The organism is Pseudoruegeria sp. SK021 (genome assembly GCF_002119405.1).
Classification (GTDB): Bacteria; Pseudomonadota; Alphaproteobacteria; order Rhodobacterales; family Rhodobacteraceae; genus Meridianimarinicoccus.
The window spans coordinates 1-21,450 of record NZ_MTBG01000013.1; the positions used below are offsets into that span (position 1 = coordinate 1).

Here is a 21,450-nt window from a genome sequence, read left to right on the forward strand (position 1 = left end):
CGCCCCCCCCCTTCCCGGCCCTGCGATCCGACCGCCGTGCGGCTTTCGCAAGAAACCGGACGTGATCGCCCTGCCGGATATCGGCCCGACGACCGGCACTGATTCGGCGGGCAGCCCCTGACCTTCCGCACGCCAGCAGGTGCTCGGGGAACCCAAGCCCAGCGGTCACGGTTGTTTCTCGGTTGGCGCGTGTCGATCCAAGGCCTAGATAAGGGTGAAGGTCGCCTGCGACACCAGCGTTCCGGTTTGCGCGCCACGATCAAGACTGGCGGGCGCGGCGCAGCGCGGACACCACGACAACCGAAAGGACCCCCTCAATGACCGACAAAATCGTGAAATCTGATGCGGAATGGCAAGCGCAATTGTCGCCACTTGCCTACAAGGTCACCCGCAAGCACGGCACTGAACGCGCGTTCAGTCATGACAACTTTCCGAAAGACCCTGGCACATTTCTATGTATCTGCTGCGGCGCGCCGTTGTTCGGGCAGGACACCAAATTCGACAGCGGCACCGGTTGGCCAAGTTTCTATGCTCCGCTGGACGATGATTTGGTCGGCGAACAGGTGGACCGGACGTTGTTCATGCGGCGGACCGAGGTGCACTGCAATCGCTGCGATGCCCATCTGGGTCACGTCTTCCCGGACGGCCCGAAGCCGACCGGTCTGCGCTATTGCCTGAATGGTGTGGCGTTAGAGTTTGAACCTGACGCCTAAACTGGATGCCGGCCTATTGCAGGACTTCCGCTGCCGTAGGCGTGCCGATATTGCCAAAGATCGACCGCAGGAACCCGATATCGCGAACCGGAGGATTCGTTGTGCGGCCGGTCAAAACAACCAACTGCCCGTGCTCAATGCCATAACGGCGAATGTCCGTGACTTGCCCGGCATCAGCGAAATCGATGGCCAAAACCTGACGCTCAATTTCCTTGGGCGGCAGGATGCCCCGGTTCTGACGGCGGGAGGACACATAGTACCACGCGTTATTGTTATCGAAACCGGTGTTGATCGGCGCACCGATCTTTTCCACCACGGTTTCCCGCGTGTCCGTGCCGACCACAACCTTGGCAAGTTCGCTGGGGGGCGGCACATAACCGTGGTTGTCGATGGTCGGATTGCACGCAGACAGAACCGACATCCCGATCACTAAGCCCAGAATCCGGCTGCCGGATCGAACCCGGAAATTCGTTTTGCTGGACGCGTTCGCCATCTTCTTCCTTGCCTGTCGGGACGACATCTGGCACCCGATTACCTAAGACATCGCTTTTGTACAAGAATGGATACCCGGATTGGCCCCAAGCAAACCATCTTCTTCCGCCGCCGGTGATCACGGATCGCGCTTGCGCCTATCTGATCTCTCGCGACGCAAACCGGTGCCCGTCTCGTTCGTGCCCGACACTGAAACCCTGCGCCAAATGGCCAAGGACCTGGATATTCTCGACGTCCAGAAGGCCCGAATGGACGGAAAGCTGACTGCGGTCGGCGACCGAGACTGGGACCTGACCGCCAAATTCGCCGCAACCGTGACGCAGGCTTGCGTGGCGACCCTCGCCCCCGTGCGCACGCGGATCGAAGACAGTTTGGAATTGCGGTTTCGCGCCGGTGTTGATGACACCGTTACGGACAGCGAAATGGAAATGCCCGATGACGACTCGCTTGAGCCGCTGCCAACGTCACTCGATCTGACTGCGATTCTACTGGAAGGACTTTCCCTCGCGCTGCCGCCCTACCCGCGCGTCGAAGGGGCCGCGCTGGACGAAACCAATTTCACTGAACCAGGCAAAACCCCATTGCGGGACGAAGATCTGCGCCCGTTTGCCGGTTTGGCCGATCTTAAACGTAAATTGGGCAGCTCAGACGACACCTAACCTCGACTTGGCCCCCACGCGCCCAAAAAACCACTTGCACCCTGATATAAAACCGCTATCACTCCGGTTCCGTTTTAACGCGAGTCTTGACCCTCTTTCGGGGGGCCTACTGACCCGCAAGTCTGCCAAAGGGCCATGCGCCCACCATCCGAGGTTGTCACATGGCTGTCCCAAAGAGTAAGATCACCCGGTCGCGCCGGAACATGCGCCGTTCGCACGATGCGTTGGTCGCTGGAAATCCCAACGAGTGCACCAATTGCGGTGAACTGAAGCGTCCGCACCACGTTTGCCCGTCCTGCGGTCACTATGCCGATCGTGAAGTCATCGCGATGGTCGAGGATATCGATCTGGACGAAGACGCGGCTTGAAGATCTGACGCGCGCGGTATTTCATGATGGCACGGGAGTCTGACACGGTCACGCACCGCGCCCTCACGAAAACTGTCGTAATTTCGATCGACGCTATGGGTGGCGATTCCGGCCCCGCGCCAGTGGTTGCGGGGATGGAACAATCAGCCGCTAAAAATCCCGATATACGCTTCATTGTGTTCGGCAAGAAAGACGAGTTGGACACACTGATCGCCCGCAAGCGGGCGTTGCGAGATCGATGCATTGTGCGCGACGCCCCCGGCGTCGTGACAATGGACACCAAGCCCAGCAATGCAATGCGCCACGGCAAAGACACGTCCATGTGGGCGGCCATTGAGGCTGTTCGCGACCGTGAAGCCTCGGTCTGTGTGTCCTGTGGCAACACCGGCGCGCTGATGGCGATGTCGATGCTGCGTCTGCGCAAAATTCAAGGCATCAACCGGCCGGCAATTGCCTGTCTGTGGCCGTCACGAAATCCCTCAGGGTTCAACGTGATGCTTGATGCCGGCGCTGATATTCGCGCCGACGCCGAAGACCTTTTGCAATACGCACTGATGGGGGCATCCTATGCCCGGGTCGGCCTGAATTTGGAGCGTCCGCGCGTCGGCCTGCTGAACGTCGGCACAGAAGAGCATAAAGGCCGCGCCGAGTTGAAGGTCGCTTTCGACATGATTTCCGCCGCCTCCCAATCCGCCAACTTCCAGTTCATTGGATATGTGGAAGGGGGTGACTTACTCTCGGACCGGGTGGATGTGGTGGTCACCGACGGATTCAGCGGCAACGTCGCGCTAAAGACCGGCGAAGGCACTGCCAAATTGATCCGCGACCTGCTGAGTGACGCCTTCAAATATTCTCCGATGTCCCGCGTGGCGGCCCTGTTGGCCCTGACCTCGTTGCGGCGTTTGGCGAAACGAATCGACCCCCGCCGGGTCAACGGCGGCGTTTTCCTTGGTTTGAACGGCTCGGTCGTGAAATCGCACGGATCGGCAGATGCGACCGGCATCTCGGCGGCGATCAAACTGGCCTTCGAACTGGGTCAGGCGGATATTCCGGAACGGATTGCGGCACGGGTTGCATCCCTGTCCACCCCGGTCCAAGGTGGCTCTCACCCAAGCCAACCGGTCGGTACCAAAGAATGACAATACGTGCTGTGATACGGGGAGTAGGTCACTACCTTCCGGACAGAGTTGTTGAAAACAATGACTTTCCTGCCGAACTTGAAACCAGTGACGACTGGATCAGGTCGCGGTCTGGGATCGAGCGACGGCATTTCGCAGCCGAAGGTCAGACCACCTCTGATCTGGCCGCAAGGGCCGCGCGTGCGGCACTGATCGATGCCGGCCTGACAATTGACGACATTGACGCCATCGTTGTGGCCACCTCGACCGCCGATCTGACCTTCCCGTCAGCTGCGACCATGGTTCAGGATGCGTTGGGCATGACGTCGGGCTTTGCCTTTGACGTTCAGGCTGTTTGCGCCGGATTTGTGTTTGCTCTGGCGAATGCCAACGGCATGATTCTATCGGGTCAGGCGGACCGCATCCTCGTGATCGGCGCCGAAACCTTCAGCCGCATCCTTGATTGGACCGACCGCACCACCTGCGTGTTGTTCGGCGACGGCGCCGGCGCCGTGATTCTGGAACGGGCCGAAGGGGCAGGAACCTCTGCGGATCGCGGCATTCTTTCATCCGATTTACATTCTGACGGACGCCACCGCGATATTCTTTATGTTGATGGCGGGGTCTCGACCGGCACCACCGGGCACCTCAAAATGCAGGGCCGCGAGGTCTTTCGCCATGCCGTCGAAAAGCTGGCCGAGACCGCGGAAGCGGCGCTCGACAAAGCCAACCTGACCAGTGCCGATGTGGACTGGATTGTTCCGCATCAAGCCAACCTGAGAATCATCAAGGCAACCGCCCAGCGGATGGATGTGCCGATGGAGCGGGTCGTCCTGACGGTTCAGGATCATGGCAATACCTCTGCCGCATCGATTCCCCTTGCTTTGTCGGTTGGCAAACAACGCGGGCAGATCAAAGCCAACGATCTTCTGGTTGTCGAAGCGATTGGCGGCGGTTTGGCGTGGGGATCCGTGGTTCTGCGCTGGTAACCTGAACAAAAATGGGCATTTGCGACATCGAAACGCCCATTGACAGAAAAATCGTGCTAGCACTATCCTGACGCTGACGTTTTGGAGACGATCAATGAGTGGCAAGACTTTAACCCGAATGGATCTGAGCGAGGCTGTTTTTCGCGAGGTCGGACTTTCCCGAAATGAATCGTCGCAATTGGTTGAATCGGTTCTGGCGCATCTAAGCGACACGCTTGCCAGTGGCGATTCCGTCAAGATTTCGTCTTTCGGAACCTTCAATATCCGCGACAAGGCAGCCCGCGTTGGCCGGAATCCCAAGACCGGAGAAGAAGTGCCAATCCACCCCCGCCGGGTTTTGACCTTCCGCCCATCCCATCTGATGAAAGAGCGTGTTGCCCAAGGCAACAAAAGCTGAGCCGAACCGGCACAGAGATGAAAAAATCGCCCCAAGCCTTCCGGACGATCAGCGAAGTTGCGCATTGGCTTGAGACGCCCGCCCATGTGCTGCGCTTTTGGGAAAGCCGCTTTCCCGAAATCGCCCCCGTCAAGCGGGCGGGCGGACGGCGGTATTATCGCCCCGAAGACATGCAGTTATTGGGTGGGATCAAACACCTGCTGCACACTGAGGGTCACACCATCAAGGCGGTTCAGTCTAAACTGGAAGCAGAAGGTTCAGAGGCCGTCGCCGCCTTTTCGCCGCCAATGACGTTCGGTGCGCAGTCGGCAGAGCCAGAAGCCGAAGACCCCGCCCTCGCAGATACGCCCGACCAGTCGGACGTCACGACCTCGCCCGACGTCTCTGTGGTTGAAGATGCGCCCCCGCCTTCCGAAAGCGGCCCCATGGCCGAACCCGAAGATCACCCGGACGACGCGGCAGAAGATCAAGTTTCGACGCCCCCCGATGCGGCCGAGACCGGGCCGACGCCCGCTTTTATCCGGTCCGCCGCCCCCCACCCCGCCGCCGTTGAAGCCACTGAAGACGCAGACGACTTGTCTTCGCACGGGAGCGAGATAGCCCCCCCGCCGATTGGCTTCTTTTTCGATGACAGCGTCGAGTCGGACCTCGATGAAGACGACGTCCCTATGGGCGCCGACACACCTGATCTCGGGCAAGACGACGACGCAGCCATTTCGCCTGCGGTCACGGCGGCGGACTCTGTGATTACCCTCCCGCTTTCATCGACATCAGACGACCAAAATCCCGACGATCCCGATGATGATGCACGGCTTCCGGGCAGGGCCATTCCACTGTCCGCCTGCCTGCGGGCCCTCTCTCCGGCGTCGTTTCCGCAGCCCGCCGCACGCGCGGCTCTGTCCGATCTATATGCGCGCCTATCCGCCCTCCACACCCCGCCAGAGTGACAGACAAAAACCCGAAATTCCTGCGGTTTGTGCCTTGCCCTGCCCCATAGACCTGTTAAATAGGCCTCCGGTCGGGCCATAGCGCAGCCTGGTAGCGCGTCCGTCTGGGGGACGGGAGGTCGCAGGTTCGAACCCTGCTGGCCCGACCAGTTGCAAGGCTCGCACCCTATAAAGGGGCTGCGGGCTTTTTGCATTTCAAGCCGTCCCAGGATGGAGAGGGCCTCGATGACCATAGACCAATCTTACGCCTCAGATCGTTGCGGTGTCCTGCCTATTCAGGACCTGCGCACGATGGTTGCAACGGGCCAGATTTCGGGCAGTTCTCCGGTCGAGGAAATTCAGTTTCAACCGGCGTCGCTTGACTTGCGGCTTGGCCATACGGCTTACCGCGTACGGGCGTCCTTTCTGACCGGTTCGGGAAAGACCGTCGCCGACCGTCTGGCCGAGTTTCAGATGCACAAGGTCGATCTGGGTCCGGGGGCCGTTCTTGAAAAGGGCTGCGTCTATGTGGTCCCGTTGATGGAACATCTCGCCCTGCCCGAGGATGTTCAGGCCGTCGCCAATGCCAAAAGCTCGACGGGGCGGTTGGATCTTCTCACCCGGACCATCATCGACCAAGGCAGCGAATTTGATCGGATCCCGGCAGGCTATCACGGCCCGCTTTATGCCGAAATTTGCCCGCGCAGCTTTTCCGTTCTGGTGCGCCCCGGCATGCGCCTGAACCAGATCAGGTTCCGCAACGGGGAAGCCGGTCTTGATGATGACGCGTTGCGCGCCTTGCATGAGCAGGTCGGGCTGGTGGACACCCCGCCCCACATCGACGGTGGCCTCGGCTTCTCGGTCGATCTGGAACCGCGAAGCGACGGCATTGTCGGTTACCGCGCCAAACCTCATTCCGGCGTCATCGACATGGACAGGATCGGGGCCTATGCGGTGTCGGATTTCTGGGATCCCCTACACAGCGACCATGGCGGTTTGATTCTTGATCCCGGCGCATTTTATATCCTTGTCAGCCGCGAAGCCGTGCACATTCCCCCGGATTATGCCGCTGAAATGGCGCCGTATATGGCGTTGGTTGGCGAGTTTCGGGTCCATTACGCAGGCTTTTTCGACCCCGGCTTTGGCCATGCACAGGCCGGCGGCACCGGGTCCCGCGGTGTTTTAGAAGTCCGCTGTCACGAATCGCCGTTCCTGCTAGAGCATGGCCAGCGGGTGGGACGATTGCTGTATGAACATATGCGGACCCCGCCAGAGCGGCTGTACGGATCGGCCAGCGCGTCCAACTATCAGGGCCAGGGCCTGAAGCTGTCCAAGCATTTCCACGGCGTTTAGCCAAAGGCATTGCGCATTCCACGCTCACTGATCTGACCTCGCGCCCCTGTTGGGGAAGCGCAGTTGTGCCGTGCACACCGTTCAATCGGATCAGAGCCGGATGGCCCGAATTCAACCGCGCGTGGCTCCGCTCGACGCCGCCGCAAGTTCAGCAGTCTTGGGCCCGCCCTACGGGATCGCGTCCAGCCTTGCGGACCGGCGCCAGACGGCGAGGACCGCGGCTGGGCCGCACAGGATCGACCATAAAAAAGGCGCCCCGAAGGACGCCAATTCTTTGTTATGTCGCGAATGATGTAGATCAGACCGCTTCGGAGATGAACTTCACCGCGTCGCCGAAAGTCTGGATCGTTTCAGCCGCATCATCGGGAATCTCGATGCTGAACTCTTCTTCGAAGGCCATAACCAGCTCAACGGTATCAAGGCTGTCTGCGCCCAGATCGTCGATGAAGGATGCGTTCTCGGTCACTTTCGCTTCGTCCACACCCAGGTGCTCGACGACGATCTTCTTAACGCGATCTGCGATGTCGCTCATGTTCGTTCCTCTATGGTCTTCGGGGGTCTTGCCCGTTTTCGAATTCTGACCCGTCCGGGTCTTACCGGGCTCTTCAGCCCATCGTCCTGCCTAGCAGCGGGAATGATCCCCTGACCCCGGCAAAGCTGCGTGGCCTATAGCATATGGGAAACTGAAGGCAAACGCTTTCGCCACATCCCCCACAGCTAGGACCCGTTGTTAAATCATGGCCATGCCGCCGTTCACATGCAAGACCGTGCCGGTGGTATATCCGGCTTCTGCGCTGGCAAGATAAAGCACCGCCGCCGCGATCTCGGCAGGTTCGCCCATCCGTCCGGTCGGAACATTGCCAAGAATCGCGGACTTCTGATCGTCGGTCAGTTTGTCCGTCATCGCAGTGGTGATGAATCCCGGGGCCACAGCGTTCACTGTGATGCCACGGCTGGCAACCTCATAGGCCAGCGATTTCGACATGCCGACCATCCCGGCCTTGGCCGCCGCGTAGTTGCCCTGCCCCGGATTGCCCGTCGCGCCAACCACCGAGCTGATGTTCACAATCCGGCCCCAGCGCTTTTTCATCATTCCGCGCAGCACACCCCGACACAACCGCATCGTGGCGGTCAGGTTGATCTCCAGCACCTCGGCCCATTCATCGTTCGACATCCGCATGAACAGATTGTCCCGGGTGACCCCGGCATTGTTCACCAGAATATCGATGCCGCCCATTGCTTCGATCGCCTGCTTTGGCAAAGCTTCGACCGCAGTGGCATCCGACAGGTTGCACGGCAGGACATGGGTCCGCTCGCCCAGTTCCTTGGCCAAGGCATCCAGCGGCATGATCCGCGTTCCTGACAAGGCCACGGTCGCGCCCGCAGCATGAAGCGTCTTGGCAATCTCGGCGCCAATGCCGCCCGAAGCGCCGGTGACCAGCGCGGTTTTTCCAGTCAGATCAAACATGAAGTCCCGTTTCTCTTTTCGTAAGTGCGGTGATGGTCCCGTTGGGCCACGCCTTAGGCTTGGGCCGCCAACAGGGCGGAAATATCGTCGGGCGAGGCAATGGCCGTGCAGGTCACAGACCGGTCAATCCGGCGCACCATGCCCGACAGCGCCTTGCCAGCGCCCAGCTCCCAAATCTCGGTCACGCCCTGCCCGGCCATGTACAGGACACTCTCGCGCCACCGCACCGACCCGGTGATCTGCGTGATCAGTTGCGCCCGGATGGTTTCGGGGTCGCTGGTGGCGCTGGCGGTCACATTCGCCACCAAAGGCACGACCGGCGCGGCGATCGTCACATCGGCCAAGGCCTGCGCCATTGCTTCGGCGGCAGGCTGCATCAGGGAGCAATGAAACGGCGCCGAGACCGGAAGAAGAACGGCCCGCTTGGCCCCTTTGGCTTTGGCAAGCGCCACAGCACGTTCGACCGCGGCGGCATGGCCCGAAACCACAACCTGCCCCGGATCGTTGTCATTTGCGGCCTGACAGACCTCGGCCTCGGCCGCCTCGGCAGCAACCTCAGTCAGGGCATCAAAATCCAGACCAAGGATCGCGGCCATCGCGCCAACGCCCACCGGCACTGCCGCCTGCATGGCTTGGCCCCGTTGCCGCAACAGCCGCGCCGTATCAGCAATGGTCAGCGCCCGTGCCGCGGCCAGAGCCGAATATTCCCCCAGCGAATGCCCGGCCACAAAGGCGCCGTCGGCAATTTGAATACCTTCGGCTTCCAATGCTCGGACCACAGCCAGCGAACAGGCCATCAACGCGGGCTGGGCGTTTTCGGTCAAGGTCAGGGCCTCGATCTCTCCGGTCCAGATCAGATCCGACAGCCGCGCATCCAATGCGTCATCCACCTCGTCGAATACCGCACGCGCGGCGGGATAATGATCGGCCAGCGCCTTGCCCATACCGATGGTCTGCGCCCCTTGGCCGGGGAATACGAATGCGCGGGTCATGGCACCTCCTTCAACGGGCCCGGATCGGCGGGCCTTCGTGATCCATCCCCCTGCAATACCGTGCAATATCCCCTGTTGCAATCACGCGCAGCGGTGCACGGGACCTGTGCGGTGCCTGCCATATCGTGTCGGCCCGGCCTCGGCTAAAGTCGCGACACCCTCATTCCGGAGCCCACAATGGCCACATCCCGTTTCCGCAACACCCCGCGCAGCTATGGTGCTGTGACCAAGACCTTTCACTGGCTGACCGCGCTGTTGATCCTGACCGAACTGCCCCTCGGCCTGATCGCCAATGACATGGCCTATGACACATCCAACGCCTTGGCCTTGAAGGGCACGTTGTTCAGCCTGCACAAGACGATTGGCATTACGATTTTCGCGGTCGCTTTACTTCGGATCCTGTGGGCAATCACCCAGCCGAAACCCGTCCTGCTACATCCGGATCGGAGAATCGAAAGCTGGCTTGCCGAAACGGTGCATTGGCTGCTCTACATCTCGCTTGTAATCGTCCCGCTGTCAGGCTGGATCAGTCACGCGGCCTCAGCCGGCTTTGCCCCGATCTGGTGGCCGTTCGGACAAGGCCTGCCGCTGGTGCCGCAGGACCCGACCCTGTCGCATTTTTTCGGGGGTTTGCATGAGGTGTTCACCAAGGTTCTGGCGGCGTCGGTGGTGCTGCACATCATAGGTGCCTTGAAGCACCATGTGATCGACCGCGACCTCACCTTGACCCGGATGCTGCCGGGGCACACCGAGGCTGGCGGCACACCGGCCCCGCACCATAAGTCTCCGATCCTTGCCGCTGTAGTGATCTATGGCGTCGCCATTGCAATTGCAGCGGGGCTCAGTTTAACCGCGCCCGAGACCTCGGCAATACGCGCGCCGACCGCACCATCCCCTGCCACCCAACCTTCGGGTTGGACGGTACAAGAGGGCCATCTCGGCATCAGCGTGACCCAATTCGGGGCGATTCTTGACGGCAGCTTTTCTGACTGGTCGGCGGCCATCACCTTCGACCCTGAGGCTGCGGGATCGATAAAGGGCACTGTCGCGGTGGATATCGCTATCGGTTCACTCACCTTGGGCACCGTCACGACAGAAGCGCTTAAACATGAATTCTTCGATGCCGCGACCTTTCCCACCGCCACCTTCCACGCCGAGATCATTGCGGACCCGTCTACACCGGATGCTTATCTGGCCGACGGCACCCTGACCCTGAAAGGCCGTGAGGTCCCCCTGACGTTGCCGTTCACCCTAACACTCACGGGCGGCGTTGCAGCGATGACTGGGACCACCACGGTTGACCGACGCAATTTTCTCATCGGAACTGACGCTTACGGCGATGAAAAGACGGTGGCGTTTCAAGTGGATGTCTCCGTAGCGCTGACGGCCACCGAAACCGCGCCATAGCCTGCTCCCCTTACGACACTGGCCGCCGGGAACCCCCGGCGGCCAGATTAGTTCGAACCGTCGATGGAAGTGGCTTAGGCCGGATCTTCGATCTGCATCGCTTCGAGGGAAATCTTCACCGTAATTTCATCCGAAATGTAGGGCGCATAGAGGCCCAGACCGAAATCACTGCGCAACACCGTTGTGGTCGCGTCAAAACCGGCTGCGGGGCGTCCGGCGTAAGGCGGGAACGGATACTCGCCGGTGCTGTTCAGAACCGCGTCCAAGACGATTTCCTTGGTGATGTCATTCAAGGTCAGATCGCCGGTAATCAACGCCGTCGTATCGCCCGTGACCTCAACCCCCGTCGATTGGAACGAGATTACCGTGGCATCCGGCGTGAAGAACTCACCGGTGGTTAGAAAGTGCTCGTCGCGGGCATCCCATCCGGTGGTGAACGCGCTCATCGGAATTGTGACCGAGACCGCAGAATTGGCGGGGTTTTCGGCGTCGAGTTGAATGTCGCCTTCAAAGCCGGACACCATGCCCGAGGTGTTCGAAAACCCGATATGATTGTATGTAAAGATCGCCTGACTGTGGCTCGGATCGATCGTATAGGTCGCAGGCTCGGCAAAGGCCGCAGTGGTGGTTAAAGCAGCGGTCAGACCACAGACAACAGCACGCAAGGTCTTGTTCATATTCGGCTCCAAACTAGAAAACACACAGACCACATCGGCCTGCCAGTCGCGGTACAGGTAACGGCATTGCAGGCGCAATCAATCCTGCGCCACCCAACAGGACACCTTCGGGAATGAACAGGTCGGCTGAGGCCGTGCTTGCGATCACTGGCGATGACGGGGGTGCGGCCGCGGCACCGCCCGGTGCGTCACTTCGGCGGATTCGGCACAGGGCGCCATTCGCGCCACCCGTTCACCGTACCAACGGGCCCCGAATGCGGCCGATGCGCCGTGCAACAGCGCACTGATCCAAACCGTATTGACCGCCAGATGCAAAATGACATCGCCGTAGACGTGGTCGATCTGCTCTACCACCACCAGCGCAAACAGCGCCGTCGCCAAGCCTCGCGGTCCGAACCAGCCGAAAAACAGCCGCGTGACCGGGGCCGCGTCGGTCCCCAGCAACGACAGCCAAATCGCCAGAGGCCGCAGGCAGAACAAGCTGGCAAGGATCAGCCCAAGCATCGGCCAGGTCAGCGCCATCAGCGCTTCGGGAATCAGCGCCGCCCCCATCAAGAAGAACGCGGCCCAAGCCAGCAATTGCCCTTCGCTGTCGGTAAAATCATAGACGAAGCGGATCCGTCCCTTGATGACGCTGCCGAAGCTCATACCAGCGACAAAAGCCGCGATGAAACCGTTGCCACCAATCAATTCAGCCAGCAAATAAGACCCGCCGGCAAAAGTCAGGGTCGCGATGCCCTCATAGGTGTCGGTGGTCATCCCGCGATCTCGGGCCCATAATAACGCCCGACTCCCCAAGGCGCCCACGATGATCCCCGCCAACGGCCCCAGCACAAGCTGCATCGCCGCAAACAGCGCCCAATCCCGCCCCGTCTGGTCCGAGACTTCCGCCGTGAGGCTGGCAAATAACAAAATCGCTGGCAAGGCCAAGCCGTCATTCAGGCCCGATTCGACGATCAGGGCGCGCTTCGGACGTGCCGGCATGTCAGGATTGCTCACCACGGCCTGCCCCAGTGCGGCATCCGTCGGCGCCAGAATGGCCGCCGCCAACGCCGCGACAACCCACGGCCAGTCGGGGAACAGGACCGCGGCGGTCACACAACCCAGCAAAATTGCCAACGGCAAACCCAGCAGTAGCATCCGCACCGGCCAAGCGTGACTGTTGCGCAATGCGGCAACATCCAGCTTGGCCGCATCAAGAAACAACAGCACCACCAGCGCCAACTCGGCCACGGGGTCCAACAAGTGTTCGATGTCTCCGAGCGGCAAGAGGCCCGAGACCGACAGGCCCGCCCCTAGCGCCAAAAACACCATCGGTGCCGTCAGCATGCTTGAAGACAGACGCTCAGCAAACAAACTATAAAGCGCCGTAATCAAGCAAAGAATGAAAAATCCGGTCATATCGTTACGCGCCCCGCTCGCCTGCATTGTCCTTTGGACCGGGCCAAGCCATGCAGTCAAGTCATGCCGGGGTTTCCATTCCGCCTATTGTGCAGGCGCAGCATTTTCATAAATACCCAACAACAGAACAGAATGCCGCCGCATCTTTGTCGACGGCGCAACCAAAGGACTTCCCCCATGGCACTCGCCAATGACTTTCGCGCGTATGATTCAAGTTTTAGTGGTCGGATTCGCGGCCTTCTCTCGAACATCAAAGAGCGCCGTTCGCGCGTCGCAGCCTATAACAAGACCGTCAATGAGCTGAATTCTTTTTCCAACCGTGAGCTTACTGATATCGGCATCCACCGCACGGATATCGCAGAAATCGCACGTCGGCACGCGTTTGAAGGCTAATGCTTTCGGGCGCGGGACCCGCACCAAATCGGTGCCGCCAGTCCCCACCCTAGTTCACTTTGCCCCCTTGGGCGCGTCCTGACCTCACGCTTCAGCCGTCGATTTGGCCGAACGCACCATCAGGACCGCAGCCCGCGGGAAGATGGATCACTCCATCCCCAGCGCCTCTTTGTACAGTTCCAACACCGCTTCTTCTTCAGCAATGTCATCCTTGTCGCGCTTGCGCAGGGCGATCACTTTGCGCAGAATTTTGGTGTCGTAACCGCGCCCTTTGGCTTCGGCCATCACCTCTTTTTGCTGCTCTGCAATGTCCTTTTTCTCCGCATCCAGCCGTTCGATGCGCTCGATGAATTGCCGCAACTCGTCGGCAGTCACGCGATAGGTGCTGTCAGTGTCGATCTGGTCCATGAGGTCCCCTGTTCGGTTGTGCCGATGTCCTAACCGCCCCTCCCCCCGGTCGCAAGCCTGTCTCGCGGCTTGCAGGACGGCGTCTTGCAGGCTAGGGCAGCGGAAAGCAGAGGGAACCACCTATGGACGTGTTGATCTGGATCGGAGCCGCGATTTCGCTGGCTGGACTTGGCGGCGTCATCGCCTGCATCGTGATCGCCACCCGCGCCAAGAAGGCCGGTCTTGGTGATGAGGCCTTGCGCGCCAAACTGAAATCAGTGGTCGCCCTTAATCTGGCCGCGCTGATGGTCTCGGCGCTGGGTCTGATGTGCGTCATCCTCGGCATCACGCTCGGCTGACGCTTACAAAGGCAGGTTATCGTACAGCGATTCTTCGATTTCCGCTTCCAAATCATCGTCGAGAGCTTTCAGCGCCGCGGGAATCCGGACGTTCGCCGCGCGCAGGCGCGCCACAAAAGCGCAGAGGTCATCGTGTAACCGTTTGATATCGGCGTCCGGCTGCGCGGCCTCGTGCTTCAGCGCGCGGATCCACCGTGCAACAGTGTCAGTCATCGCTTCCCCCCAATCATGTCTGGCCTATGTGCGATCCTGCGCCATCGCGATGTATGCGAAATGTGCAACGACACCGGGTCCGGCTTCTTGAGGATAAATCTTTTCACCGGTCCCTGCCTTGCGATGAATCAAGTCATCGGCCAACGGGCGATCCCTCAACACATAGTGTCTGACCGAGGCCATTGCCGCAGATGGCTGCCCTTTCGGACGAATGCCGCCACGGATCACTGTCCCGCGTCGGAGTTCACCTCGTCCACGATAGCCGCAATCGGGGTGATACCGCCCCTCAGGCACCATCTGGACGCCTTGGCCCAAAGCGGCTAATCCGGTCGCCATGGATATACGCCCCCTCACCCCCGCCTATGCCGTCTCGCCGCAGATCGCGGTTCAGGACATGCCCGCAATCCGCCAAGCAGGATTTACCACAATCATCTGCAATCGCCCCGATCCAGAAGTCCCGGCCGAGTTGCAGGCCGACGCAATCCGGGCTGCAGCCGAAGCCGAGGGCTTGCGTTTCGTGGTGAACCCCGTCGTTCCCGGCAGTTTCTCGCCCGCGTTATTGGATGCTCAGGAGGCCGCGATCGGCGGCTCTGATGGCCCGGTCCTTGCCTATTGCGCCTCGGGCAACCGGTCGGCGATTGTGTGGTCGATGCTGAACGCAGCCACCCTTGGCGTGGACGGGGTCCTGACAGCCACCCGCAACGCCGGTTATGATCACAGCCCATTGCGCGCTGGCTTCGAAGCGGCAGCCAAAGCCCGCTGACACGATGCCAGCCGCGCCGCCCAACCGCCGAAATTTAAGATTGCTCGGCGGCGCAGGCGCATGCGGACATAGCGGTCACGCATGAGGTACCTCACGATCTGCGGGCGTCTCCACGCCCGTCAATTGTGGCACGGCACTGGCTGGCACGCTCGTCATTGGACCTACGGCGACAGCACTAAGACGTCCTTCCGGTGCAGGCCCATCCGGCGGCATGGCTTTGTCACGCACCTCGGGGCCGACCGAATCCATCTGAGTGACCGGCTCTTGTAGGGCGAGACCGGTCAGACAGACCGCCCGGCTTCCGTCCAATTGCCCCAACCGGGCGAAGCCGACCGGCTCGCCCGCATCCGTTTCCAGTGAAAGTTCGCCGACACAGCGCGCGGGCAATGTCAGCACATCATCGGGCCGCAACGCCGCCACGTCGGACAGGGTTAAAACCACTCGCCCCAGAATCACGTCCAGATTGGCGGGGCTGTCCAATACCTTGCGTTCGATCCGGCCGGACCAGTCCGCCCGCGCATCCACGTCCTGTTGCGGGGTGTCCGCCACCCCGTTGCCGTCTGCTGGCAAGGCCAGACAGATTCGCCCGTTTCGCAAGCCGCTGCCGATGTCGATGGTGATCGAAAACAGCCGGAACGAGACATCGGCCAGCAAATGCGGCAATCGGCGCAGATCATCGATCCGGTCCCGCGGGCCAAACCCTGTTGCCCAAGCGGCATCAGGTCGCCCCGCCAACGCCGCCCCGAACGCCTGCAACAGGACAGCCACAAACCGCCGCGTCAGCATGGCATCTGTCGACGTTGGCGGACGATCCTGCACTGGCCCATCTGAGAACCGCCCGAGCGTCAGCGCTTGCAGAACCGAGGCCAAACAGGCCTGATCCAACGACAGGACACCGCGGGCGTCGCCAGGGCCATGCAGCAGGACATTCAGCGCCCGATCCGGAAACATCGCCGCCATGCTTTGCAAGGTCGCGCGCTCCTCATCGACGCCATCCACCGCCATCGGCGTCCGTAAAACGTCTTGGGCTGCTTTGGACACCCCAAGGCGCAACGCTTTCGCGGGCGACACCATCCCGAATTCGGGTTCGGCCCGCCCCGCGCCGACCTTGCGGCGTAAAATGGAAAGGGAAGGATCCTGCATGGGCATCAACCAGACCTTATCGACATCACATCTACTTGACCTGCCGAGGGTTACGAAATCCTGAAATTCGGCGACGCCCACACAGGATTTGCGCCGATGCACCGACGGAAATCAGGCGGCACGGATGATCGCAGTTTGCGGCAAGAGCACCCGAAAGGCCGCGCCGCCCTGCCCGGGAAGATACGAAACTGATCCCCCCAATCGCACCATAATTTCACGGCAGATCGCCAGCCCCAAGCCCGCCCCGCCTGCCGCCGATTGATCCGACAGCCGCGAGAACTTTTCAAAGATCAATCCCTGACTGACGATCGGAATCCCGGCCCCGTTGTCGATAAAATCAATCGCGGTCTGGCCATCGACCCGAACCACCCGAATGGTCAGACGGGCCTGAGGCGCGACGCAATACTTGCGCGCGTTAGCGATGAGGTTGATGAAAACCTGACTTAACCGATCGACATCCGTGTGCAGAATCACCGCCTCGCTGGCATCGTTGCGGACAATCGTGATCGGTTGTGCCGATCTTACGCCCGATGTTGACAGGATCGCGCGGTCGATCATGTCGCGCAGAACCACCGTCTCGGGCCTGAAAGTTGCCTGACCATGCTCCAGCACATTGAGATCGAGCAACGCATCCAACAGCCGGGTCAGCCGCAACGCCTCGTCATGGATGATTCGGCTATAGCGATCCTTGTCCGCATCGGTCAGATCGGCCTCAGACATGAGAATTTCCGAAAACGCCCGGATGGAAGTCATCGGCGTGCGCAACTCGTGGCTGATCTGACTGAGGAACGCGTCTTTCTGCACCGACAGGGCGGTCAGTTTTTGGTTGGCGTCCCGCAGCTGCCGGGCCGTTCGGGCCAGCTCTTGCGACTTGGTTTCCAACTGGCTGGAATATTCCATGATCTGCGCCGTTTCATCTGCCACCGCCATCAAATCTTGCACCGAGACAGATGCGCCGGTCACAATCTGACCAATCATGGCATGAGCGGTGGCCGCGCCCACGGACCCGGCCAGCTCTCGCTCAAGCCGGTCGATGAATTCCGGCGTCGGATCGGGTAGATAGCCATCCTTACCCTGCGCGAGGGCTTCGGTCAGGAACAACGCCTGCGCCTCACGGGGGCCAAATATGCGTTGCGACATGACCAGCAGATCCTCGGCCTCGACAAAACTGCGGGCCCAGCCGTGCCGCCCCGTCGAATAGTCGAACACATTGACGATCTGCGCCCCTTGCAGCCGCTCCAAGGGGCGCGGGAAACTGGCCAGAGAGCCGACCAGAAAGGCGGTCGTATTCATCACCAGACTCCACATGACGGCATGGACCACCGGATCAAGATTGCCGAGCCCGAACAACGCCTGCGGTGTCAGCCAGCCAAACCCGCCTGGGCCGTGATCTAACAGAGCGGCCGACAGCAGCACATCGGGGCCAAAGCTGGGCAGAAACAGGGTATAAAGCCAGATCGCGAAGCCCGACAGGATACCGGCTGCGGCCCCGATCCGGGTCGCGCCGCGCCAAAAGATGCCGCCAATCATCGCCGGCAAAACCTGCACAACGCCCACGAAACTGATCAGGCCGATCGCAGCCAAGGCTTCGCCGCCGCCAGAAATCCGATAATAGGTATAGCCCAGCGCCAGCACCCCGGCGATGCTCAGCCGCCGCGACATCAGAACCAACTGCCGAACATCCCCCGACATCGAGGCCCCGCCCCGCCGAAACCCCAGCCAAAGCGGCATGACCAGATGGTTCGACACCATGGTCGACAGCGCAATCGAGGCGACCACCACCATCGATGTCGCCGACGAAAACCCCCCCAGAAACGCCAGCATCGCCAACGCGTTCCGATCCATAGAGAGAGGAAGGGTCAACACGAACAGATCGGGGTTTGATCCCGCAGGAAGTACCGCCAAGCCCATCACCGCTATCGGCAGGACAAAGAGGCTCATCAACGCCATGTACAGCGGAAAGGCCCAAGACGCGGTGGCAAGATGGCGTTCGTCCTCATTTTCGACCACCAAGACCTGAAACATCCGCGGCAAACATAAGAACGCGGCCCCCGACAGAAAAATCAGCGCGAACCATCGGCTGCCATCGGCAGGAACCTTGGCGATGGGCGAGGCATTGATCCGCGCCATGATCTCGGACGGCCCCGACGCAATCCCCCAGACCACGAATGCTCCCACCGCAAGCAATGCTGCCAGTTTGACCAGTGCCTCGACGGCAATGGCCGTGACAACGCCGTGGTGACGCTCATTCGCATCCAGATTGCGGGTGCCGAACAACACGGTAAAGACGGTCAGACCAATCGCAACCCAGATCGTGGTGACCGATTGGGTGGGCATCGCCAACCCTTCGGGGGCGGGCCGGGCGAAGACCCCAAACGACAGCGTCACCGATTGCAGTTGAAGCGCGATGTAAGGCGTCGTTGCGACCACCATCAGACAAGTCACGACCCCGCCCAACACCGCAGATTTTCCATATCGGCTGGAAATCAGATCGGCCACCGATGTGATGCGCTGACGCCGCCCGATCCGCACCAATTTGCGCAGCACCCACCACCAGCCCACCATGACAAGGGTCGGGCCGAGATAGATGGTCAGAAACTCAAGACCCGAGCGCGCCGCATAACCGACCGCACCGTAAAACGTCCATGCGGTGCAGTAGATCGACAAGGACAGGGTATAAACTAAGGGCGAGCGTAGCCAACTCAGCTTGCCGCGCTTGGCCCGACGTTCGGCCAGAAAGGCCACCCCGAACAGCAGCGCCGCATAGATCACACAGACCTCGACCAGAATGTTATAGGGCAGCATTAGCCGCGATCCCGGCTGTCTGGGTCCACATCCACCTCATGATCCCGGTCAAAGTCTTCGGGGCGCAACCGGGCGGCGATGCGCGCGGCAAGAACGACAAGGCCGAACCATACCGCAAACAGATAAACCATGCGCTCGGCCAGAAAGCCCTGCTCGTCCGGGGCGACCACTTTGTATTCCCACAACAGCGGTACAAAGAACAAAAAGGCCCCCGCCAGCGGCACCAACCGGGAGGCATCAATCAGACGGTGCCGGCGATAGGTCTGGCGTTCCAGAAAGACCGGCTTTCGACGGTCGATCATGCCTGGATCAGACTGCGCAGCATTTCGCGCAGGTCGGCATTGGAAAACGGTTTGGTCATAAAGGCGCTGGTCCCCAGATGCGCCGCCCGTTCTCGGTCTTTGGTTTGACCTTTGGCCGTCAGCATCAAAACCGGCGTGGCCTGCGTCGCCGGATCGGCACGCAGGTCCTTAAGAATATCGAAACCGCTGCGATTAGGCAGCATCACATCCAGAACCACCACATCAGGAGACACCCTTGCCACCTCGGCGACCGCAGACGCCCCGTCCGAGTGACAAGAGACCTTCCAGCCGTCTCGCGACAGGAAGAACCTGATGGCTTCGATGATATTTGGCTCGTCTTCAATCAGAAGAACGTGCTGGCCCATTCCGCGTTTCCCCCCGCGCCGGTGCGCGAGACCCGGGCACCCGGACGTAAGTATCACCACAAATTCAACGGGTGTCAAAACCTTCGGACAAAACCGACGGTTCACGCCGGGCCGGACAGTCAACCGCCGGACAGACCCGGCAGGACGTTCCGACCAGTTGCGGCACCCCCACAGTTGCATCAGGCTCGACCAGTCCGGGGGGAAGGATCAACATGGCGGCCTCAAACACCGCCGGTCCGGAAAAGCCGCCCGGATAGCTGGGGTGCGAGATGGCATAGCTTAGAAACGGTTGGCCCGGACGCCCCGCATGCTCCAACGCCGCCCGCACAGGGGCCATTGGACGGCTCATGGCTTGATAGAGCGGCCAGAGGGCGCAGGCAGCGCCAAAGCGTGGCAACGGCATCAACTCGGTCGCCTTGCGCAGGGTCAACGCGCCTGCCCCGTCACAAATCACCAGTCCGATCCGCCCGACGCCTGCCACTTCGGGCAAGGATGCCAGACGTCGAAACACCGCCAAGACATCCGTCCCGAAGCGGTGCGACAGGACGGCCGGATCATAACGCGCCGCCGCCGCGGCATCGCTGAAGGCGGCCAGCGGCATTTGCGTCGCGTCCCGCCGATATTGTTCCAGATAGGCCCGTGCCCGGTCTTTTCCGGCGTCCGATTTCAGACGTGGATCATGGGCGATGATCCGGTCGATCGAGTCAGGCAAGGCCCGCTCCAACGCGGCGACGTGAAAGCCGGTTCGGTTCAGGCTGGCCTCGAGTTCTTCCTGCGGGCTGACCATCCCCAAATCCGGTTCACCTTCGGTTTCCAGATAGTCCACCAGAGATGCGGCCCCTTCAGCCAATTTCTGACTGTCGGCATGAAGGTTGCGGTGGAACCGCTTTTGCCAAACCAGATCCAGATCCTCGGTCTCTTCCAGAATCGAGGCCGTCGACTGAATCGCCGAGACCTTCGATAAAACCTCATGCAAGGACGCTGACAAAAAGGGGTCATGCGCCAGCCGGTCTGCCAGCCCCGCCACCCGCTGCTCCAAACCCGCGATCCGGCGCTGTTGTCCAACGACCAACCCGGCCCATCCCGGGAACCGGCCGATAAATTCGTCGATCCGGTCCACTTCGGCGTTTGTATCGGGAAGGCTGGCCGCCGCTTCAGTCAGTTGGGCCAGATGCTCGGCTTCCGCACCTTGCGTCAACAGGGACAGGTCCACCGACAAGGCCTGCGCAATCGTGCCCAAAAGCTTTCCGGCGATCCGACGACGGTTATGTTCGATCAGGTTCAGATAGGACGGCGATATTCCTGCGATCCGTGCCAGATCCGCCTGCTTGAGCCCCAACATGGTCCGTCTTTCCCGAATGCGGGATCCGGTCAGGGCAGTGCGTGGCATCAAGGGCTCCTCCTGCGGCTTTCGCTGCAAGCGCTGACGAAAACAGAATATGGATGGCAGACACTTGCCAGAAAATTTTCAGCGTGGCGACTGAATTTACAAAAGCTGTCACAGGAAATCGGGCCTTATCCGTGGCGTGGAAGAGACCGCGACCTTGCCGACACCCGTACGCACGCAACAAACGCACCCACCGCAGCGCTGTTTTATCGCGCCAATTCAAACGCTTTCTGCGCCTGCGTGAAAATAAATTCACACATAATTGGCACCTTTTGTAGCGTTATTTACAGTAAAATCGTTTCTATATATATAGTTGTTGCCTGATTTTACAGTTACGCGCGATAGTCATAGCACCTTTGCGAAGGTTTGGATG

At 60.6% G+C, this 21,450-nt stretch carries 26 protein-coding genes and 1 tRNA gene; 13 read left to right on the plus strand and 14 right to left on the minus strand.

Going from position 1 to position 21,450, the window contains the following annotated elements; all coding sequences use genetic code 11:
* The first annotated feature begins 317 nt into the window (after positions 1–317).
* A complete protein-coding gene (gene msrB, locus BV911_RS09695) occupies positions 318–713 on the plus strand; it encodes a peptide-methionine (R)-S-oxide reductase MsrB (RefSeq protein WP_086053413.1) in 396 nt (131 codons plus the stop codon).
* A gap of 13 nt (positions 714–726) precedes the next feature.
* On the opposite strand, the gene BV911_RS09700 is transcribed toward msrB, so the two are convergent.
* Positions 727–1,206, minus strand: coding sequence for an outer membrane protein assembly factor BamE (locus tag BV911_RS09700; protein WP_168184031.1), 480 nt, complete (start codon positions 1,204–1,206; stop codon positions 727–729).
* A 130-nt stretch (positions 1,207–1,336) separates the two neighbouring features.
* Here BV911_RS09700 and BV911_RS09705 point away from each other — a divergent pair, with 130 nt between their 5' ends.
* The 8 genes from BV911_RS09705 to BV911_RS09740 all read left to right on the plus strand — a co-directional run bounded on the left by BV911_RS09705 (position 1,337) and on the right by BV911_RS09740 (position 7,015).
* Positions 1,337–1,864, plus strand: coding sequence for a DUF177 domain-containing protein (locus tag BV911_RS09705; protein WP_139840061.1), 528 nt, complete (start codon positions 1,337–1,339; stop codon positions 1,862–1,864).
* A gap of 161 nt (positions 1,865–2,025) precedes the next feature.
* Positions 2,026–2,232 carry a 50S ribosomal protein L32 gene (gene rpmF, locus BV911_RS09710; RefSeq protein ID WP_086053416.1) on the plus strand — a complete coding sequence of 69 codons (207 nt, stop codon included), beginning with the start codon at positions 2,026–2,028 and terminating at the stop codon, positions 2,230–2,232.
* Between the two features lie 23 nt (positions 2,233–2,255).
* Positions 2,256–3,371: a phosphate acyltransferase PlsX gene (gene plsX / locus BV911_RS09715; protein ID WP_086053417.1), complete on the plus strand. Its 1,116-nt coding sequence runs from the start codon at positions 2,256–2,258 to the stop codon at positions 3,369–3,371.
* Positions 3,368–4,339, plus strand: coding sequence for a beta-ketoacyl-ACP synthase III (locus tag BV911_RS09720; protein ID WP_086053418.1), 972 nt, complete (start codon positions 3,368–3,370; stop codon positions 4,337–4,339). Before plsX ends, BV911_RS09720 begins: the two co-directional genes overlap by 4 nt.
* 94 nt (positions 4,340–4,433) lie before the next feature.
* Positions 4,434–4,736, plus strand: coding sequence for an integration host factor subunit alpha (gene ihfA / locus BV911_RS09725; protein WP_086053419.1), 303 nt, complete (start codon positions 4,434–4,436; stop codon positions 4,734–4,736).
* A 17-nt stretch (positions 4,737–4,753) separates the two neighbouring features.
* Complete coding sequence (locus BV911_RS09730) at positions 4,754–5,683, plus strand: MerR family transcriptional regulator (protein WP_086053420.1); 930 nt, start codon at positions 4,754–4,756, stop codon at positions 5,681–5,683.
* 72 nt (positions 5,684–5,755) lie between these two features.
* A tRNA-Pro gene (locus tag BV911_RS09735) sits at positions 5,756–5,832 on the plus strand.
* 76 nt (positions 5,833–5,908) lie between these two features.
* On the plus strand, positions 5,909–7,015 hold the full coding sequence (locus BV911_RS09740; RefSeq protein ID WP_168184032.1) for a 2'-deoxycytidine 5'-triphosphate deaminase: 1,107 nt from the start codon (positions 5,909–5,911) through the stop codon (positions 7,013–7,015).
* A 298-nt stretch (positions 7,016–7,313) separates the two neighbouring features.
* Here the strand turns inward: BV911_RS09740 and BV911_RS09745 are convergent, their stop codons facing one another.
* The 3 genes from BV911_RS09745 to fabD form a co-directional block, all read right to left on the minus strand.
* A complete protein-coding gene (locus BV911_RS09745; RefSeq protein ID WP_086053422.1) occupies positions 7,314–7,547 on the minus strand; it encodes an acyl carrier protein in 234 nt (77 codons plus the stop codon).
* Positions 7,548–7,745: 198 nt separating this feature from the next.
* On the minus strand, positions 7,746–8,483 hold the full coding sequence (gene fabG / locus BV911_RS09750; RefSeq protein ID WP_086053423.1) for a 3-oxoacyl-[acyl-carrier-protein] reductase: 738 nt from the start codon (positions 8,481–8,483) through the stop codon (positions 7,746–7,748).
* A gap of 53 nt (positions 8,484–8,536) precedes the next feature.
* Positions 8,537–9,475: an ACP S-malonyltransferase gene (fabD, locus tag BV911_RS09755; protein ID WP_086053424.1), complete on the minus strand. Its 939-nt coding sequence runs from the start codon at positions 9,473–9,475 to the stop codon at positions 8,537–8,539.
* Between the two features lie 177 nt (positions 9,476–9,652).
* Here fabD and BV911_RS09760 point away from each other — a divergent pair, with 177 nt between their 5' ends.
* On the plus strand, positions 9,653–10,882 hold the full coding sequence (locus BV911_RS09760; protein ID WP_086053425.1) for a cytochrome b/b6 domain-containing protein: 1,230 nt from the start codon (positions 9,653–9,655) through the stop codon (positions 10,880–10,882).
* Between the two features lie 74 nt (positions 10,883–10,956).
* On the opposite strand, the gene BV911_RS09765 is transcribed toward BV911_RS09760, so the two are convergent.
* Both BV911_RS09765 and BV911_RS09770 read right to left on the minus strand, forming a co-directional pair.
* Positions 10,957–11,559 carry a YceI family protein gene (locus BV911_RS09765; RefSeq protein ID WP_205963832.1) on the minus strand — a complete coding sequence of 201 codons (603 nt, stop codon included), beginning with the start codon at positions 11,557–11,559 and terminating at the stop codon, positions 10,957–10,959.
* A gap of 144 nt (positions 11,560–11,703) precedes the next feature.
* The gene (locus BV911_RS09770; protein WP_086053426.1) at positions 11,704–12,960 is read right to left on the minus strand and encodes a sodium:proton antiporter; all 1,257 of its coding nucleotides are present in this window, start codon (positions 12,958–12,960) and stop codon (positions 11,704–11,706) included.
* A gap of 177 nt (positions 12,961–13,137) precedes the next feature.
* Here BV911_RS09770 and BV911_RS09775 point away from each other — a divergent pair, with 177 nt between their 5' ends.
* Complete coding sequence (locus BV911_RS09775; RefSeq protein ID WP_086053427.1) at positions 13,138–13,353, plus strand: DUF1127 domain-containing protein; 216 nt, start codon at positions 13,138–13,140, stop codon at positions 13,351–13,353.
* A gap of 147 nt (positions 13,354–13,500) precedes the next feature.
* Here the strand turns inward: BV911_RS09775 and BV911_RS09780 are convergent, their stop codons facing one another.
* A complete protein-coding gene (locus tag BV911_RS09780) occupies positions 13,501–13,761 on the minus strand; it encodes a DUF2312 domain-containing protein (RefSeq protein WP_086053428.1) in 261 nt (86 codons plus the stop codon).
* Positions 13,762–13,883: 122 nt separating this feature from the next.
* On the opposite strand from BV911_RS09780, the gene BV911_RS09785 reads away from it, so the two are divergent.
* Positions 13,884–14,099, plus strand: a complete 216-nt coding sequence (locus tag BV911_RS09785) for a hypothetical protein (RefSeq protein ID WP_086053429.1) — start codon at positions 13,884–13,886, stop codon at positions 14,097–14,099.
* 3 nt (positions 14,100–14,102) lie between these two features.
* On the opposite strand, the gene BV911_RS09790 is transcribed toward BV911_RS09785, so the two are convergent.
* Both BV911_RS09790 and BV911_RS19160 read right to left on the minus strand, forming a co-directional pair.
* Positions 14,103–14,312, minus strand: a complete 210-nt coding sequence (locus BV911_RS09790) for a hypothetical protein (protein ID WP_086053430.1) — start codon at positions 14,310–14,312, stop codon at positions 14,103–14,105.
* Between the two features lie 24 nt (positions 14,313–14,336).
* Positions 14,337–14,648, minus strand: a complete 312-nt coding sequence (locus BV911_RS19160) for a hypothetical protein (protein ID WP_139840062.1) — start codon at positions 14,646–14,648, stop codon at positions 14,337–14,339.
* Between BV911_RS19160 and BV911_RS09795 the strand changes: the two genes are divergently transcribed.
* Positions 14,647–15,075 carry a TIGR01244 family sulfur transferase gene (locus BV911_RS09795; protein WP_086053431.1) on the plus strand — a complete coding sequence of 143 codons (429 nt, stop codon included), beginning with the start codon at positions 14,647–14,649 and terminating at the stop codon, positions 15,073–15,075. The genes BV911_RS19160 and BV911_RS09795 overlap by 2 nt on opposite strands.
* A gap of 75 nt (positions 15,076–15,150) precedes the next feature.
* Here BV911_RS09795 and BV911_RS09800 read toward each other — a convergent pair whose 3' ends face one another.
* From BV911_RS09800 to BV911_RS09820, 5 genes are all read right to left on the minus strand, one after another.
* On the minus strand, positions 15,151–16,218 hold the full coding sequence (locus BV911_RS09800) for a FliM/FliN family flagellar motor switch protein (RefSeq protein ID WP_168184033.1): 1,068 nt from the start codon (positions 16,216–16,218) through the stop codon (positions 15,151–15,153).
* 111 nt (positions 16,219–16,329) lie between these two features.
* Positions 16,330–19,023, minus strand: coding sequence for an ATP-binding protein (locus BV911_RS09805; RefSeq protein WP_086053433.1), 2,694 nt, complete (start codon positions 19,021–19,023; stop codon positions 16,330–16,332).
* Positions 19,023–19,325: a hypothetical protein gene (locus BV911_RS09810; protein WP_086053434.1), complete on the minus strand. Its 303-nt coding sequence runs from the start codon at positions 19,323–19,325 to the stop codon at positions 19,023–19,025. The genes BV911_RS09805 and BV911_RS09810 overlap by 1 nt, the downstream gene beginning before the upstream one ends.
* The gene (locus BV911_RS09815; protein WP_086053435.1) at positions 19,322–19,690 is read right to left on the minus strand and encodes a response regulator transcription factor; all 369 of its coding nucleotides are present in this window, start codon (positions 19,688–19,690) and stop codon (positions 19,322–19,324) included. Before BV911_RS09815 ends, BV911_RS09810 begins: the two co-directional genes overlap by 4 nt.
* A 64-nt stretch (positions 19,691–19,754) precedes the next feature.
* Entirely contained in the window at positions 19,755–21,080 is a 1,326-nt protein-coding gene (locus BV911_RS09820; RefSeq protein WP_086053436.1) for a helix-turn-helix domain-containing protein, read from the minus strand.
* Positions 21,081–21,450 lie beyond the last annotated feature (370 nt).

Coding starts and splice junctions, on each gene's coding strand:
- BV911_RS09795 (WP_086053431.1), top strand. CDS start 14,647: ATGGATATACGCCCCCTCACCCCCGCCTATGCCGTCTCGCCGCAGATC.
- BV911_RS09800 (WP_168184033.1), bottom strand. CDS start 16,218: ATGCAGGATCCTTCCCTTTCCATTTTACGCCGCAAGGTCGGCGCGGGG.
- BV911_RS09775 (WP_086053427.1), top strand. CDS start 13,138: ATGGCACTCGCCAATGACTTTCGCGCGTATGATTCAAGTTTTAGTGGT.
- BV911_RS09810 (WP_086053434.1), bottom strand. CDS start 19,325: ATGATCGACCGTCGAAAGCCGGTCTTTCTGGAACGCCAGACCTATCGC.
- fabG (WP_086053423.1), bottom strand. CDS start 8,483: ATGTTTGATCTGACTGGAAAAACCGCGCTGGTCACCGGCGCTTCGGGC.
- BV911_RS09730 (WP_086053420.1), top strand. CDS start 4,754: ATGAAAAAATCGCCCCAAGCCTTCCGGACGATCAGCGAAGTTGCGCAT.
- rpmF (WP_086053416.1), top strand. CDS start 2,026: ATGGCTGTCCCAAAGAGTAAGATCACCCGGTCGCGCCGGAACATGCGC.
- BV911_RS09820 (WP_086053436.1), bottom strand. CDS start 21,080: ATGCCACGCACTGCCCTGACCGGATCCCGCATTCGGGAAAGACGGACC.
- BV911_RS09815 (WP_086053435.1), bottom strand. CDS start 19,690: ATGGGCCAGCACGTTCTTCTGATTGAAGACGAGCCAAATATCATCGAA.
- ihfA (WP_086053419.1), top strand. CDS start 4,434: ATGAGTGGCAAGACTTTAACCCGAATGGATCTGAGCGAGGCTGTTTTT.
- BV911_RS19160 (WP_139840062.1), bottom strand. CDS start 14,648: ATGGCGACCGGATTAGCCGCTTTGGGCCAAGGCGTCCAGATGGTGCCT.
- BV911_RS09720 (WP_086053418.1), top strand. CDS start 3,368: ATGACAATACGTGCTGTGATACGGGGAGTAGGTCACTACCTTCCGGAC.
- BV911_RS09770 (WP_086053426.1), bottom strand. CDS start 12,960: ATGACCGGATTTTTCATTCTTTGCTTGATTACGGCGCTTTATAGTTTG.
- BV911_RS09760 (WP_086053425.1), top strand. CDS start 9,653: ATGGCCACATCCCGTTTCCGCAACACCCCGCGCAGCTATGGTGCTGTG.
- BV911_RS09785 (WP_086053429.1), top strand. CDS start 13,884: ATGGACGTGTTGATCTGGATCGGAGCCGCGATTTCGCTGGCTGGACTT.
- BV911_RS09805 (WP_086053433.1), bottom strand. CDS start 19,023: ATGCTGCCCTATAACATTCTGGTCGAGGTCTGTGTGATCTATGCGGCG.
- BV911_RS09780 (WP_086053428.1), bottom strand. CDS start 13,761: ATGGACCAGATCGACACTGACAGCACCTATCGCGTGACTGCCGACGAG.
- BV911_RS09700 (WP_168184031.1), bottom strand. CDS start 1,206: ATGGCGAACGCGTCCAGCAAAACGAATTTCCGGGTTCGATCCGGCAGC.
- plsX (WP_086053417.1), top strand. CDS start 2,256: ATGATGGCACGGGAGTCTGACACGGTCACGCACCGCGCCCTCACGAAA.
- msrB (WP_086053413.1), top strand. CDS start 318: ATGACCGACAAAATCGTGAAATCTGATGCGGAATGGCAAGCGCAATTG.
- BV911_RS09740 (WP_168184032.1), top strand. CDS start 5,909: ATGACCATAGACCAATCTTACGCCTCAGATCGTTGCGGTGTCCTGCCT.
- BV911_RS09790 (WP_086053430.1), bottom strand. CDS start 14,312: ATGACTGACACTGTTGCACGGTGGATCCGCGCGCTGAAGCACGAGGCC.
- BV911_RS09745 (WP_086053422.1), bottom strand. CDS start 7,547: ATGAGCGACATCGCAGATCGCGTTAAGAAGATCGTCGTCGAGCACCTG.
- fabD (WP_086053424.1), bottom strand. CDS start 9,475: ATGACCCGCGCATTCGTATTCCCCGGCCAAGGGGCGCAGACCATCGGT.
- BV911_RS09765 (WP_205963832.1), bottom strand. CDS start 11,559: ATGAACAAGACCTTGCGTGCTGTTGTCTGTGGTCTGACCGCTGCTTTA.